At 66.9% G+C, this 17,957-nt stretch carries 1 protein-coding gene (only partly in view); it reads left to right on the top strand.

The annotated features are described in order from the left end of the window. Window positions 1-17,957, top strand: partial view of a sigma-70 family RNA polymerase sigma factor gene (locus tag ABZW96_RS30000; protein WP_355079071.1) — the 3' portion only. It extends 26,038 nt beyond the left edge of the window; the window shows 17,957 of its 43,995 coding nt (coding positions 26,039-43,995); the start codon falls outside the window, past its left edge; the stop codon is at window positions 17,955-17,957.

The following is a 17,957-nucleotide window of genomic DNA, read 5'->3' as shown; positions in this document are numbered from 1 at the left end:
TGGCGGACATCGCCATTCGGGCCGGAGTGGCCGAGGGGACGGCGCGCCGGGTACTCGCGGGCGGACACGCCGATCCGAAGACGGAGCAGCGGATTCGGACGGAGGCCGCTCGGCTCGGATGGGCAAGTAGACGTCCCGGCGTCGTGGTGGACAATCCAGACGAGAGGTCACCGGTCCCGGCGGTCCACGAGGGCACCGCCGACTATCCGCGCCGCGGCAGGGCGTTTCGGATCATCCGATCAGCGCCAACGGAAGTGCTGACGGAATGCATCAATCGACTTCCGCGGGACCTGCGAACAGGCGGCGCCCTGTTGTACTCCGACGAGCTGACCATCGAGGAGAAGTCGAAGGCGCTGGATTTGTCGCCGGCGCGGGTCGCCGCGCTGCGGCAGGCCGCCGCGCCACGGCTGGCGACATTGCTGTCCGTCGGTGTGTTGCTGACCGACGGCTCGGCGATGTTCCTGATCGAGGCGATCGCGGCGCACTACCCGGATGTGCTGGGGCCGTGCTACTCGCAGCTCTCGGGCACCGAGTGGGAATACGCCGAGCTGTATCTGGTGCAGGGTCTCTCGCAACCCGAAGTCGCTCGAGCGACGGGCCGCAGCCAGAGCACCGTCAAGGGCGCGCTGTATCGGATCGCGCACGTGCTGGCCGGGGAACTCCCACCAGAGCTGGTGTCGCGCGTGCTGAGCCGAGGCCAACTCCGACGAGTGACGCTCGACGATGTGGCCACTCGGGCGCAGGTGAGCAAGGCTCAGGCGGATCGCGTGCTCAACGGTCGCGGCGGTACGAATCCCGAGACGACGAACCGGGTGCAGGCGGCCGCCACCGAGCTCGGCTGGACGCAGCAGCGGCGCGGCATCGTGGTCGTGACCGAGACGGGTGTCGAGCCGATCCAACCAGCGAACATGACGCCGACGACGCGAACCACTACCTCCGATACGCAGCCGACCTCGACCGCTGATCGCATCGACCCGGTCGCGATCGACCTCGGCGATCCGGACGAGCCAGCGGGCAACGAGCCCGCTGCGGAACTCGCCACACCGAGCGCGGACGCGGTATCGCGGTTGAGCCCGGCGGAGGTCGGTGTATGGCTGCGCGACGAACTGCGCCGACTGACGGGCAAGCCCGACGTCGAGGTCCACGAATTCGACCGGCCCGATCTCGACCCGGAGACTGTCCGTGAGATCGCCCGGGCTCTGGTCGACATGGCCACGCAGCACCCGCAGGTCGATATCGGCATCATCGACATCGGCTGGCTCTCGCCGAAGGTGGGCGCGGAGACGATGTCGAAGACCGATCCCATCACCGGTTCCGTCACAACCGAATGGATGACATTCAACGCCGATTTGGCCGCGAATCCGGAGGCACTACATCGGTGGATGCAGGACCGAATCGCCTCCGGTAAGGCGCATCCCAGCATGGCCGACCGTCCTGCGTATGCGATCGTCGTGCACGAGTTCGGCCACATGCTCGACTACGCGGGACGGCGGGAGGCCAGATACCGTGCGGAGGAGACGCTATTCGATCATTACAAGGCGAATGGTCTGGGAGAGCGGACTTACGCGGCGTTCACGACCTGGCTGCACCGCTACCTGACCGTCTACAGCTTCGACAAGAACGGCTATTTCAATCCGACCGAGGCGTTGGCCGAGGCCTTCGTCGATGTCGTGCTCAACGGCCGCGACAGTGTCAACGAGCCGGTGGGGCTGCTCTATGACCTGCTGGTGGACTCCGTCGCCGCACCTCGAACAACGGCTGACAGCAGCGAGGTGGACCACTCACCGGACCCTGAGCCCGAGCCGGAGGTTACGCAGATCATCGGCCAGATGCGCGACCTGGAGAGTGCGCTCGGGCAACTGGCCGACAGCGGCGGAATGATCGACCCGACCGTGCTGCTTCGTATCCGTGCGGAATTGGACGCCCTCGTGGACGACCGACTGGCGGCCCGTCCTGATACCGCGCGCCGGCACGATCAGACGATTGCCACGCTGCTGGGTTTGACCTCTCGCTCGGACCTCACCGAGAGCGATGTCCAAAAGCTCGCCGAGATCGTCCCGATGAAACGCAGCCGGATGTCAGGGTTGTTGCGCGGGACGAATGATCGCTACGTCCAAGCGCTGCGTGCGGCGGCCCGTTCGGTGCTCGCGGATCTGGACGCCGACCGGCCTTCGCGAATGGCCGTGGACCTGGCTATCAGCGAATTCTTCCACGGTCTCCGTGCCGAGGTCGACAAGGTGATGCCGAAGTTGCACTCCGGCAGAACCTCCGAGTGGACCGTGCAGCGCTTGCTCGACAACAGCCGTTCGATGCTGGCCGCTGCCGAGGCCGCTCGGCGGGCCATCACCGACGCGTGGCGCCGCATCCCTGAGGATCGGCTGCTGCCGCTGTTGTCGGAACTCGCCCGGGGCCGGCTCAGCCGAGATGACGTCATCCATGCCGTCGTCGCCAGATTCCCTGCGCCGCTGAGTGTGTCGGGCGGCGTCCGGGAAGCGCTGCGCCGGGCAGAGAATGCGGTGTTGCGCAGCTACACCGATGCCGCGGTGCGCGGCTACGTGTTCGGGGAGCAAGACGCGCGGACCATCACGGCCTTCGAAGAGGCCACAGCGAGGGTGCGCGCTGCGGTGGGTCTGCCGGAGACCGATCGGGACCTGGTCGCCGAGGTGCGCGACGCCGCGGCGATCCGGCCCGACTCTCCGAACGCCGCACATCCGTCGACGCGCACCGGAACGACCCCGGGCAACGGCGCCGACCCCGTCGCAATCGACCTCGGCGACAGCGAGCACGAACCCGAACCACCGATCGACAACGCCGAGTCCCCCGACCCGTCGGCCGCGCGGGCGAGTAGGACGGCAACCGAGATCGTGGCCGCCCTGGAGCACGCCGACTGGCTGCCGATGGAGGTCAGGGCCGCTGTAGGTGATAACCGGCGAGCGTTGGCCCGGCGGGTCGACAGACTTCCCGATCTGCAGCGAGAATGCCTGCGCCAGAAACTCGTCGAGAGGCGCACGACCGCTGCGGTGGCCAGCCTTCTGGGCAAGAGCCGCGGGGCCGTCACCATGGCCCAGCGCCGCGCCATGGCGAGCTTGTCCGAGATGCTGCCGCCCGGTTCACGCGCTTGGCTGCAGGCTCCGCAGAAGACAGCGCGGAGTCAGGCGGCCGAGCAGGACAGGACGATCGACACGACCGCGCCGCCCGTGATCTCCGAAGAAGACGCGGCGCTCGACGACGAAATACGTGAGCTGGAGCGTGCGCTCGGCATCGAGACCGATGCCGAGCGCACACTCGAGCTGACGTTGTATATGGACGACAAATTCCGGAACGTTGCCATCGCGGCGGGTGTGTCTCGGCCCGAGTTGCTTTTCGGACGTAAGGAGTGGCTGAGCTGGCTGGAAGCTCGCCACTACGCCGAACAGCATCTCGGCGATGAGCTGAGCGTGGAGTTCATCCTGAAATTGCATGAGCTGCTCGGGCGGCGGACGGCACCGGAGTCGGCAGGAAAGTTCGACGGCCCGGACGGGACGGCCGCGGACGTCGCAGCGACGTGCGAGTGGTTCAACGGCGCGGTGAGCAACCCCGACAAAGACCCCTACGAAGTAGCCACAGACCTCGAGCTGTGGAGCATTTCCGGGCGTCACGGGGAGGGCGACTATCACCGTCCGCTGTCCAGGATCCTGCTGAATTGGGCGCTCGAAAAGCAAGGGAAGCACCCCAGCGCCATTCCGGATTTCGACGAAGATGTCCTCACCATGCGGGACGAATGGGTGGACACGGTCAAGGCGGGAAGCCTGCGGTACCGACTGCTCGAAGCCCAGGTGGAACAATCCGCGGGTATCGCGGATCCGGTGGCACTGCTCGGTCTCTTCGGTGCGCGAGAGCGCTACCGCCGCATGGGTGGAAGGCCCGCGCCGTTCGTGCCGGGAGAAGAGCACGATGCCCTCGCTTGCAAGCGACTGCTGGCCACGCTGCTGTCGGACGCGCCGCTGCCCGAAACCGACGAGCAGGTACTGGCAATAGTCGACCGATCGCTGCGTGAGGGGCCGAACGGGGGCGGCGACCCAGCGCCCCAGCCGGATAGCACCCCGCACGAACCCGCAAAGCCAACATTATCCGGTAATCGCATCGACCCCGTCGCCATCCACCTCGGCGATAGCGATGAGTCCAAGCGAACGACAGCCTGGTCCGCAGAGCCGAGCCGGACCACCGACGAGACGGTGCCACTGCCGGAATCCCTGCTCGAGCCCGCGGACGACACTCCGCCGCACGCGCCCGGTGCTCGGATGTCCGCCACCGAATTCGCCGCGCGGCTTGCCGCGGCCGAACGCTCCGGGCCGCCTGTTCGGACCAGCCCGAGCCACATGTACAGCCAGAACAGCATCACGGAGCTGCTCACCTATCCCGACGGTTTCGCGGTGGTCGAGAAGAGCTCGCTGTCGGCCCAGGCCCGTGCCGCCGAGATCCTGGTGTCAGCGATCGGCTATGCGGTCGAGGCGCCCGTACCGCCGGTGATCCCCGCTCCCGACCGTGCCGATGCCGTGCTGATGCCGTGGCTGCCGGGCGACGCCGACCTGGACATCAATGCGCTGGAGGCGTTGCGGAACCATCCGGACGCGCGCCAATTGGGTTTCCTCGATGTGCTGGTCGACAATTGGGACCGACTGGACAACGTGTTGCGCGACGGAGACCACTACTACGGCTTGGACCACGCGTATGCCCTGGAACGGCTGCTGGACCCGAGTTCGAGCCCGCTGTCGCAGCTCTACGTCAGTGATGTCGACATCCACAGCGAAGCCGATCCGTACGAATGGGTGACCAACGACCGTAGCCCGTCGGAACTCGATCGGTACCGGCGCGCCATCGCCATGCAGCAATCGCTGTTCGTGGTGTACGGATCCGTGGACGGGTATCGCCGCGTGCTCGCGCGACAGGACAAGATGTGGGAGCACTCTCGCGACATCGCCGCGCCACAGAAGAAGCCAGTCGCTCAGAGCTCGGACGAGACACCGCCGGATGCCGACCAAGCTGTGGCCGACGCCCGCAAGATCGCCGAGTTCTGGCGGAATTTCCTGGAGTTCTTGGTCCGCAGCGGGATCGTCGCGGCATCGGACCCGGCCCTCGATGCACTGGCCCTGGCCCGTACATCGGATGTCCGGGACGCCTTGACCACCCTTACCGAACGCCAACGACGTCTCATCGAGCGGTATTGGCCGCTTCTGTCGAATGACCCGGCTACCGGGCAGGCAGAACCCGGCGGTCTGGAGACCGACCCAACCGAAGTGCTGGATGCGACCCGCGCGCTCGCGATCGCCGCGCTGGCGAAGATCCCCCCAACGGAATCCGACCCCGTCGCCATCGACCTCGACGACAGCACGCCCCCGTCCGACGCCGAGACCGCTCCAGCCGAACCAACTCCCGACTCCCGCTGGGCCTTCGGCACCGCCGAGGGCGCGGACGGATCCACGCTTCCAGCTGATCCACACCCCACCCGACCGGAGAACGAGCACGCGGCGCGGGCAATCGCCGCACTTCGCCATCAGTTCGGCGAGCACGCGACACTGCGGTCGCTGGTCGAGCGCGTCGACCCCGATGAGGTAGTCGATGCTGCCCGGGCCCGCGCCGGAAGGAATGCGCGCTGGTGGTTCTCGCTGTCCACCGAACAGCAGGCGGGGATGGTGGCGGTACACCCCGCCCTGATCGGCAATACCGACGGCATCCCGTACACCGTGCGCGATTACGCCAATCGCCGGTCGATCACCCGGCAGCTCACACAGCTGCGCCGGATCATCGGGCACCGCGGGCTCACCGCCGCGGAGAAGGCGCATCTGCTCAACCTGGAGACCACCCGGGATCAACTGGCCGAAATCGAACGCCGCGTCGAGGACTTCGGGTCGCCGCCGGTACAACTGCTCGCCTACGACGCCGAGAAATACGACGGCAACGGCCGGATCTCCGTGTCCATCGGAGACGCCGACGAAGCGACGAACGTCACCCGCCATGTCGGCGGCTTCGGGACCACGCTGCGGTCACTGCTGTACCGATACGGGTTTGCGGGTGCGCAATACGAGATGACCTCACGGTATGCACCCGAAGAGACCGTGGCGGCCATCATCGATATCGGCTACGAACACCCGACCAAACTGCTGAAGGGAACGGTGCCGGTTCTCCCGTTCGATCCCCTCTATCACCGGTTCGCCGAAGTCGGGGGCTATGTCGTGGCGCGAGATACCGTGTCCTACAACAGCACTCGCGAGTCTTTGGCAGAGCATCGGGGCACCGCGCTGCCACGACTGCACACTCTCCTCGGACACAGCTACGGCTCCACGACCGTGTGCTACGCGGGCCGGGACGCTCGGCTGGCCGGCGAGATCGACCAGGTGGTTCTGACGGCCTCCCCGGGCGCGGGTCCGATGACTCGGGCTACCGACTTCGGTATCGGGGCCGAGAACGTCTACGTGCTGACGGCGACCCGTGATCCCATCGCCTGGCTCGGCGCCACCGCTCCCGACCGGCGCGGCCGATTCCTCAACCGCGGTCTGGGACCGGATCCGGCCGGCGAGTCCTGGGGAGCGGTGCGGGTCACCGCGGAGCCACCGAAGACACCAGAGTTCCGCAAGCGCATGCAGGTCCATCAGGGTTACAACTCGTATGCCGATATCGAGGCCCGGGTGCCGACCGAGTCGCTGGACAATATCGGCCTGATCACCGCGGGTCGTGGCGCCGAGGCCACCCGCGCCGAACATCGGCCGGCCCGAGGGGGCCGCGGTCCGGCGCTTCATGTCACCGATCCGGAACGCAGGCGAGCCGCCCGCACCCGCGCACTGAACGACGGCTTCGCTCCGGCGGAGGCCGCCGAAATCGAGCAGCTCATCGCTGAACTGCTGACCTTCCGCGACAAGGACGGCAATCGTCCGTTCGCCTACCTCGAGAACATGCCGATTCCCAACGCCGCCGAACCGTCCGGGCCGGATTGGGTCGCCAACCGCGGGCAGTGGCTCCGGGCGCTGCGCAAGGGCGACCGCGCCGCGCTGCGAACCGTGGAACTCACCGCCAAAGATGCCTTCGAACTGAAGCGCTTGCTGCGACGCTCCCCCATCTACCTGACACTCGCGCTGGTCGTCGCAACCGGTTTGAAAGCCGAACAGCTACTGGGTATTTCCGACCGCGGACCGCTGTTGTTCAAACAGGAGAAGAGGATACAGGGGAACGAGACGATCACCGTCTGGAAGTTCCGGACCATGCCGGAGGACGAGCCGGAAGGACCCACCAGCAGCGCCGCCGTCGACCGGGCCATGCCGTTCCAGCGGTACCTGCGTGACACATCGCTCGATGAACTGCCGCAACTGCTGTCGATCGCGACGGGAACCATGTCCTACCTGGCTGGCAGACCGATGCTCGACGGCGACCGTGTCCAGATGCGGAAAGTACTCACACCCGAGGAATACGAATTCTGGGAGCAGCACCGCAAGAACGACCTGTGGTCGGCACTGCACTTCCCCGGCTGCCGCGGTTTCGACCGCGAGTCGCCGGAGTATCTGCGCACCAGATATCTCGCGGCCCGACTCTATTCGATGATCGGAAGCCGGTCGGTCGACGAGTACATGCTCGAGGTGATCGACCAGTACCTGCTCGGCATAGTTGGCAGCCAGGGCCGAGTACTGATCCAGAAGCTCGCCGCCCACCTGCATGGCCGTTTCCTCTCCAGCCCCGGTGCGAGTACGGAGACGACCGATGTCGCAGCACAACCGTCGCTCGACGCCGAACCCACGCAATCCCCCGATGGTGACACCGATCGACCGGCCGTGGACAGCGGCGCGGCGCAACCGTCACCCACCCCGGTGGAGCCCGCGCCCGACGACCCGCTGGTCGAGCGGATCCGCGGCGTCAACCCACTGCGCAACCGGGACATCAGCGCCGAGTGCACCCTCGCCGCCGACCTCCGGCTCAGCGGGCGACCCGACATCGTCGCCGAACCGTCGGAAACAGGACGAGTACCCGGTGACGACAGTCGATCCCACGTCCGGTTCATCCAGGCCCACTACGACACGACGTTCCAGCACGTCGAGAGCTGGACCGACCTCGAACAGCAACTCCTCGACGCCGGCCACCTGGCACGCGGCATCATCGCCTACCGCCATCAACCCTTCGGAGGTTCGCAAGGCCACACCGTCAACGTCGTCAACTACCACGGCAGCATCCGCTACGTCGACGGGCAATCCGGCCGAGACGTCACCAAGAGCATCCACGCACTGACCAACCGACTCACGGTACCCGCGAGCCACCGCAACCGACCTCCCGATATCGACGCCCACTTCCTCCGCACCGACGGCCACTACACCGGATCCCGCCCCGGCGCACCGGGTGTAGCGAGGCCCGTCCCTGGCCCGCCCACGGTTGATGAGCCCGCCCGCGGGCCTGGGGACTCCGACCGGGACCCGCAAAGTTCGCCGGAATCCGGAATTTTCCCGGGCACGTCGAGCACCCGCGGTAACACAAAGACCCCCGGCAACAGCGTCGACTCCGTCGCGATCGACCTCGACGACGAAGACGCCGAGGACGATAATTCTGCCGAAGGTCCGCCGGCCGACGCTCCTGTGCATCCGCTCGACGGCGCTCAGGTGGTACGGCTGATCCTCGACGGCCCGTCGGTACCCGTGCAATGGCAACCGGCCGCGCAGCTGCCGGACAGTGTGCTGCTCGCCGCGGCCGTCGAGCAGGATGTCGACCTGGACGCGATCCGTCGAAGGTGGGAAGAGCTCCAGGAGGAGTATCCGGAATCGGGGTGGCGTATCGGCGGAGGGCTGTTGTTCCGTGGCGACACACGTCCGCGCAGCGACCTGTGGGCGAACGGGTTCGTCCCGCTGTCACAGCGCGACGGCAGGGTTGTCTACACGACGGTGCGGGTGAATCGAGCCGCCGATTACGGCGAATCGGTGCTGGTGGACGACGAGACCTCGGAGTGGACCCTCGTCCATCAGATCTACGTCGTCGACGCGCCCGGCGGATTCGGAGTGGTGGACGAGAACGGCGGTGTCGTCTCCGTGCACTGGCCGGGAGGCCTGCGTAGCGATCGCGTCATGGGCTGTTTCGAGATCCCCGCGCAGATTTGGCGGGGCAATTTCGCCGCACTTGCCGACGAATTACCGCAGTACTGGCGCCCCAACCCCGGATACTTGCCGGACGGCCCCACCGATACAGGGACGACTCCCGGCACCCCCCAGGACCCCGTCGCGATCGACCTCGGCCCCTACGACGACGACGCCGAGGGCCGCGATGTCGTCGTTCCCGGGCACGCCACCGGTACCCCGGCGGGGGTTGCCGAGCTGGTGGGCGAGGATCTGTCGTTTCGCGGCGATGTCGCCGAACAGCTTTTCGCACAGCACATCCCGGAGGGCGAGCCGCCGGTGACGACGACTCGCGCCGCCTGGGAGCGGGATGTCCGCCGTGCGGTGCGCGGTGCGGAGGCGAGGCTCGCGGGCCTACGCCCCGGCCCGGGGACGGAATCGGGATCGGGCTTGCTCGGCCTGCCGCCGTTGTCCGAGATGTTCTGGTCACGAGAAGATCCGGAGGACGACGGCGCGCAGCCTGTCGGCCTGCACAGCCCGCCGATACTCGACGGCCTCGTCCGGGACAGCGCACAGGCGGGATCGCATGAGAATCACACCGCATTCGGCCCACCCGCCTGGGTGTACGCGGCATTCGCCGTCCGCAATCCCTGGCCGCCCGAGGTACGGCCGCAGGTGCTCAACTGGTGCATGCAGCAGATTCGGCAACGGCACTACGGCGCCGGGGAAGCCGACTTCCACCGCTACCTCGCGGTCGAAGCACGAATCGCGGCCATCCGCCAGGCACTCCAGGCGCCCATGGACATCGCTACCGACCCGGGCCGGTACACCGATCTGGTGTCGGCGTTTTCCACGAACCTCACCTTCGTGCGCCGCGAAGCGGCCATCGGCCGGGCCCTCCTGAATCGTGGGAAGCTCAGCGCCGGGTCCGAGTACGTGGCCGGCCTGCGTCGGGAAACGGAACATCGACCGGTACCCGAGGACGAAGGTCAGCGTGTGCTCGAAGCCTTCACGAGGCACCTGTCCCGGGGACGGCCGTCGAACCTCGACGCCTATATGACACCGGCACTCGATGAGCCGCTCCCACCGCGGCTCGGGTCTTCGATTCGAAGATTGCTGGAGAACCGACGGCAGGTCGAGTTGAGCATCGCTATCCAGCCTCCGGCGACACAGACACAGCGCAGAACACACAGACTGAACGTGACTGGCGCCGCCTACGAGCCGGACCCCGCCCGCGAGGGGGCGGTACGCCTCCGCATGCGCGCCGCGGTGATGATCGATCAAGCTGAATTCGGCGATACAGACCTGATTTTCGAGCTCGATGCCTCCGGAATCGTCACGGCTTACGTCGAGCCCGGCCCGGCCGGCGACTTCCTACCGGAGTATCGGTCCGCTCGGGGCGGCAAAGGACGAGGGTCGTTCCTCGACTTGGTTCGGCACTTCGTGCGCGGCATCGGCGCCGATGTGCTGCGGGTGAAGGTGGCCGACGACGCGGGCGCCGCGGAACTGTCCGGTCGCGACCTGCTGTCGCGCGCGGGCCTCGCACCGGTCGAGAACGCGCCGCAGTGGCTGAGCGAACGCTGTGCACCACCGGCGGTCGCGGCCGAGCCCGCCCCTTCGGGCCTGGACCGACGACTCACTCGCGAGCAGGTGCTCGGATTGATGGAACAGGTCCGCGTGACCTCGCCGCACGAGTCCGAAAACCAATGCGGTGTCTGGCATCTGCCGCTGCCCGCCGGGCCGGGCGCGACCTCGGCACCGATGGTGACGGTCCGGGTGTACCTGGACGAGGCGGAGCGTTTGGGCTTCGATCTCGACTCGCTGGCCGTGCCGGCGGCGGAAGCGTCGGACCTGTTCCACCAGGCCGGGGTGCGCGGCCCGCGGCTGCTCTATGACTCCGAATCGTCGCCGATGGCACTGGATTTCAAGACCCGCGTGACGATTCACGAGCACATCGCGGGCGATGAAGTCCTGCCGGACGAGGGTTGGGACCGCACAACCGAGGACGTCTTCCTCGAGTTGTCTCGACTACACGGCCTGTCCTCCACTCCCCACACGAAGCATCTATGGGACCGGAAGCAAGAACGCCGGGTGCTGGCACTGGAGCACGGCGACTTCGACCACAGGCTGGACACGCTGATCGGCGGCGTCCCGCTCTTCGTCTTGTGGCAGCCGACGCTCGTCAACGAGGGCAGCGAGCTGATGGGCTTCACGCACGGCAACCCGATCCGCCGCAAGATGCGGCGCGGCGCCGACGGCCGCATCGGGTTCACCGATTCGAAACTCGCGCAATACGCGCCCATCGCATGGGATTGGGCCCGGTATTACCTCGTGAACGACTGGGCCGACGACGCCGAACGACGTGCTGTGCACTCCGAAATCCGCACGATTCTGCAATACCTATACGGAGACGGTGTCGGTGACGAACTGGTAGCGGACTTCGAGCGCTACGTGCTGCTGGAGGCACGCAAGTCGATCATCGGCGATGCCTACCGGCTACCCAAGAAGATCGCCACAGGGTTCGCGACAATCGAGGAGGTGCTTCCGGACTTCTACCGGAACGTCGCCCTCGTCCGCCGCGCCGCCGGGCAGGACCCCATCTCCGAGGAGGCGGTTCACGATCTGCTGGCGGAATGGGCGCTACGTGAGCTGGAACTGCTGGACACGTCCGCCGCCGCGGCGACTGCCTGGGAGATTCCGCCGGCTCGCGCGACGGAACCACGCCGGTGGATGCGGCGGTTGCTGCACACGGCCGACAGGGAGCTCGGTGCCGGTCACCACGATGTGGACAAGTCGGCGGCACTGGCCGCCGTCCAACGCTGGGACGGACCGCGACGGCTGGAGCCGGTCAGGCTGCGGTGGCTGGGCTCCCCGGAGGGCTTCCTCACCGCCGTCGTCACGGCTGCGGTCGTGGAAGGCACACGCATCAGCGGCGAGGTCTATTTCACCTTTGTCACGGATGCCTCCGGCCGGATGGTCGCAGATTGCGTCGGCGACCTGGAAGCCCAGAAGGTCGAACCTCTCGTGCTCGACTTCGTTCGTGACGCGGGCGCGGACCGGCTCCGGGCGGCGTTGGTCAGTGACTGGGCGGCTGCGGCTCGGGCCGGATTCGACTTGAACAGGGAGCATCCCGGTGAGAGAGAAGCAATCCGCGAGGCCTTGTGCGACGCCATAGACGACCTCGAACAGCGCGTGCCGACCGTCCCGCCCGGCGTCGCAGAAATAGGCCGAAGGTTGCGAGCAGGTGACCTCCCTACGCTGAGGGAACTGTGGGATGCCGGGCTGGTCGACGCCGGCGTTCCGCTCGAGGAGATCCTCGCACCGTGGGCCGCGTGCATCGACATGGCCGACGCACCTACTGCCGCGGATATCGAATGGAGCCAGCCGAAAGCGCGGCCGGTCGTAGCCATCCCCACGGACCCGCCCGCACAGGAAACGTTGCTGGACAACATCAAACGAGAAGGCCGCGGCACCCTGGACTCGAAGGTTGCCGCCAGGCAGATCCTGCGGGCCCGACTCCGAGCACCCGACTACGAGGGAAACAACAAGCGGACGTGGCGCTATCGAGACGACAACGGCAACCGGATAGTCGTGCACCAGGTACTGCCGACGACCACAGGTGAAAAAGACCTCACCCGCAACCCCGATCCGTCGCACCGGAATGTCCGCTGGTTCCATTGGCTTCCGTTCGATGCACCCGATGCCGTGCAGCTTGCCGGAACTGTGACCGATGTTCCCGCACGGGTATACCGGTGGCGCGATTACTACGTGGAGGAGTATGCCGACGGACGCACCCCGGAGCCGGATGATCCGAACTGGGATCTGATCTTGAACAAGATGTTCGAGGCGAAGCGACGTCTGCTGGATATGCGGCTACCCCCGCATCTGCAGGTGCGGCCTGTGACCGAACACCTCCACCTCTACCTGGATCAGCAGCGCCGCAACTACCGTCGCCGCGCGCCCTGGCTGGATCGGCTGTTCCGCCTCGCCCCGCATCAGGCCTGGTCGCCGGATACCGACGACGCGATTTGGCGGCCGAGCCTCAATCACAACGACATGACGCTCAGCAACCTGCGAATCGACGACGAGAACGACACCGCGACGCTGATCGATTGGGACAATGCCGCCGTCACCCACCCGCTGTGGGATTACGTGACGATGCTGTGGTCGAACTGGCCGCCGGAGATCGCCGAACAGGTCGAGAACAAGATCAGAACCGAGGTTCGCGACCTCGAGGCGAACGGGCTGGTCGGACCGGGCGCCGAAGCGGAACTGGATCGGCTGCTGACAATGGGTTGCCTCGACTCGCTCTACGCCGATTCGCGCAATTTCGTCCAGCAGATCGCGGAGGATGCCGGCAAGGCCGACCGGCTCACCGGACGGTTCTACTCCGACTATCGACGGCTGTGCCGCCTGCGCGGATGGGAGCCGGAGTCGCCGAATGTCGTTCGCACGCTGATGCTGGAAGCAGTGAACGAGGTGTGCACGAGGCAGGGGCTGCCGACGCTGCCGAATGAGCCTGCGGCGCAGCCGATCCGGCAGGCACCATCATCCGCGGAACGTCCGGAGGCCGTCGCGCCCACGGCACGTCCGCATCCGGCTCTGCCGGCCGCCGAGGTCGCAGGCGACACCGAACTCCTGGCTGTCGTGAACGGTCTGCTGGATCGACGGTACGGTCCTCGCGACTACGCCGTGACACCGACCGCCGCACGGTACACCGACAACGCCGGGAATCGGTGCTTGACCGTATCAGCCACCATTGTCGCCGGGGGCACGTGGCGCGTCGGCGAATCGGGCGACATGCGTTTCCATGTCAGCCAGGGCGGAGCCGCCGAGGGCCTACCGGGCGTCGATGAAGCGGGCGATATGCGTTTCCATGTTCGCCGAGACGAAAATGGCCGGGTCACGGTGACTTTCGACCACCTGGTGGTCGACCCGGCCTTCGCGGGCGGACACTTCGCGCAGCACTTCGTTCCGCAACTGCGCCAGTGTGTCGGCACGGATGGCCGGGTCATCGTGCCCGTCAACGGCCCGACCGGCTTCACGATTGCGGCACAGCACGGTCTTCGGCTGGATTCCGATCCGGACCATCTGGCCGAATCGCGGGAGAGCACGGCGCACCTGCTGAGCACCGACCCGCGGGAACTCATCGCCGACCCGATGCTCGACCGGTTCGACCGGCCCGCCGAGGCACGACCGACCTTCACGGAGCTGGCCGCGTATCTCGAGCCGTCATCACAGCAGTGGCCGCAGGACCGCAGGTGGTGGGGCGTGCTGGACAGTGCGTCCACGGACGTTTCCGATCCACTCCCCGGTGCGGCTCCGCGACCGACAGCCCGGATGGCGTCCATCGGTGCCGAGACCGAGGATCCCGCGTTGACCGGAACCGACATCGAACTTCTCACCACGCTGTTCCGCAACCGAGCCCACTTCGCCGGGAATCATCATGGGGTCTGGATCTTCGAGCTGAACGGCAGGAAGGTTGTCATCCGGGCGTCGATCAATACGCCGAATCCCAATTTCGATCCCCGGATCGGCCTCACGTTCGGGGAATCCGCCGCGGTCCAGCTGTGCCGGAAGGCCGGTGTCCGGGTACCGGCGCTGTATCACGTCGGTGCCCAGGAGTCCTATCCCGAGCATTACCTGTTCCACGAGTACCTCGACGGGGAACACCCCACACCGGATGATCCGTGGCAAGACGTCGCGGAGACCGTGTTCCCGGCGCTCGATCGCCTGCACGCCTTGCACGCCGAGCACTGGGCCGAGGCCGAACCCGAGCAACAAGTACCCACCACCCGCGTCGAATGGGAGCAGCGACTGGTTCGCGAGGTGGCACGGATCCCCCTGGAGTTCGACACCGATGATCGGCTGCACGGCGAACTGGGTCTGCCCGGCCTGTACGAGATCTTCGCCGTGCGGCCCGCAACGAACGACGATATCCAGCTCGGTGTACTGCACGGCGATCCGACCTTCCTCAACATGAAGCTGGGCCCCGATGGGGCCGGGCTGCTCGACCTGGAACTGACCCAGCCGGGATCGCCGGTGTGGGATTACGTGGCGTTCGCGACAAGGAACCCGTGGCCTACCCCCACCGTCCGGAACAAGGTCATGAACTGGTGCCGGGCGCGGCTGCGGCGCGACCACGGCGCGGACGCTGCTGCGGACTTCGACCGATATCTGGTGCTGGAAGCATGGAAATCCGTTGCCGGAGACAGCTTCCGGTTGCCGCTGCTGATCGCCCGCGACCCGAGTTTCCTCGCCGACGCGACGGATGCGTTGCACCGCAACCTGAAGGTCGTGTTCGCGGCCGCGGGTCGACGGGCACCGGATGAGACCCAGGTGCGTAGCCTCTTGCAGCGATGGTCTCGCCAATTCGTACGGCAACGCGAAAACCACCTGACAGCGTCGGATTCGGCTACCGACCGATCGGCAGCCGTCGAACCGGCTACCCAGGCGACGGATCCGGACACGTCCTGGCTGCCGCGGCTGTCGGTGCGCGAGTTGCTGATGCGGGCCACGATCGGGCACGACCGCGCCGCAGCGGAGGCCGGCCTGTCCGAAGCCATCGCCACCCTGCGGTGTGCCGACGGACCTGCCAGGCTGGAAGCTCTCGCGGCGGAATACGAGTCGCTCGATGACGCTGACCCGGGCGTGGTGAGCCGCATTCGGCTGCGCACCGTGCTGATGGACGGCACCCGCGAATACGGCGAAATCACCGTGCGTTTCGACCTCGACGAGTACGGACGAGTCACCGCACGTCCGGAACCCATCGGCGCCGACCTCGATCGCCTCGCCGCCGACTACGGCGGCCCGTACCTCCTCGGACCGGCCGAAGACCTGGCCCGGCGGATGGGCGCCGATGCGATCGAGGTCGAGGTTTCGCGCAAAGACGGCGTCCGAGCGGCGCGGTGCGGTTACAGCTGGGTCGCCGAGCCCGGCGGGCAGGCCGGGCCGAGTGCGTGGTTCGCCCGGCGATGGGCGTACAAGGACCTCACCGATCCAGCGCTGCCGACCACCCCGATCACATTCCGCCCTGCCCTGCGCCGCCCGCAGGGCACCGACTACCTGCTCGACATCGCCGAACCGGTCCACGACGGCGGCTTGCAGCTCGACGATGCGGCCCGCATGCTGATCACCGTCGTGACGAATTCCCCCGATGTCGCCGGCCATTACACGGAGGTCTGGTGCGTCACCGACGGCGGCGGAAAGCCGGTGAAGGTGCGGCGCATCGTCGCCACGCCTGGAGACAAGGATCTGGCCGCCAATCCCACGCATCCGAAACTGCTCGCCGGAGACCGGCTCGTCGACCAGGTCGCCCTGGACGACGAACGCGCGGAAGGTCTGGCCCGGCAGGCAGGTGTCGACGTACCGACGACGATGGCCCACTCCGACGACTACTCGTTCCGCGAAATGGGCCCCGGCCGCGTCCCCACGACCGGTGACCCGGACTGGCCACGGACTTTGCGCGCCCTGCTCCGACAGTTGCGGCGGTTGCAGGCGGTCGAGCTGCCCGACGATCTGTCGGTCCGCACCGTAGCCGACCAGGAACAGCTGTACCTGAGCATGCAGCGGATCAAGCAGGAACAATCTCATCCGTTCCTGCACAGCATGCGAGTACCGCTGCCGCACGAGATCTGGGTGCCGGGCGACACCACCTGGACGGCCGGGCTGAGCCACGGCAACGCCACCTTCCGCAACCTGTGGGTCCGGCCCGACGGCGAAGTACGCCTCGACAACTGGAATCTCACCGGCGTCCGGCACCGGTTGTGGGACTACGTGACCGTCTTCTGGAACTCATGGCCGCCGGAGGCCCTGGCCCGGGTGACGATCATGGTGGAGGACGAAATTCGCGACCAGCACGGTGAATCCGGAGTTCGGGAGTTCCAGCGGCTGCGCGCCATGGCCGCCCTCGACTCGCTGTACACCGACTCCCGATACTTCGTGCGCAAGATCAGCATCGACCCCGCCACAGCCGGCCCCCTGACACGTCGCTTCTACTCCGACTACCTCGCCCTGTGGAGCTACGCCGAGACGACCGGGCAGTGGCCGTCACGGGGAACGCGACTGACCTATCAGCAGGTCCGCGACCTCATGCTGCATGCAGCCGACCCGAGCCGGCCCCGCCCCGACCTGCTGAGCACCGGTCTCGACACCACAACGCACTCGACTCGGCGGACCACCGTCGCACCGGACCCGAATCTGTCGGAGGTGCCGGCCATCCCGGATCTGCTCGCCGAACCCCCGGCCGAAAGCGAGTTGCTACCGAGATTGTCCGGCCTGCAACGGGAGTACGGCCTCGAGCTCGAGCTCCGGCTGACCCGTGTCAACTATCTGCGCACCGACGACGAGTCCATCTCCGGGATACGGATCCGCGGCGTGTTCGTCAGCCGTGGCGAGAATCCGGCCGAGGCGGGCGATCTGGATCTCTCCATCGAGTTCGACGAAAACGGCTGGCTCACCGCACGATTCGACAAGCTGTGGATAGAACCATGGCAAGCCCACACCAGAGCCGGTGACCAGGTCGTCTCCCCACTCCGCGCTTACCTCCGTCGGTCCGAGGTGGAAGATGTGACCTTCACGGTGCACGGTCGCCGCGGGGCTCGCGCCGCGATCAGGCACGACCTCGACTGGAACGGCGTCACCGATCCCGACCATCTCGCCGCAGGCATGCGGGCGCTGAGCAGCCGCATCCGTGCGGATCTCGCCTTGGAAGCGGACGCTGTGATCACCCGGGAGTTGCGACAACTCCTCGACGAACTGGATAACCCACCGAACGACGCCTCACCGAACGACCGCTACCCCACCCTCGCCGAAATCGACCGCCACCTGCCGAGGGGAATGCACGCGGCCGACTTCTTGAAGGGATTCCACTGGATCGGCCACACCACGCCGTGA

Source organism: Nocardia sp. NPDC004168, from assembly GCF_040610355.1.
GTDB lineage: Bacteria > Actinomycetota > Actinomycetes > Mycobacteriales > Mycobacteriaceae > Nocardia > Nocardia sichangensis.
This window is presented reverse-complemented; position numbering and strand designations above follow the sequence as displayed.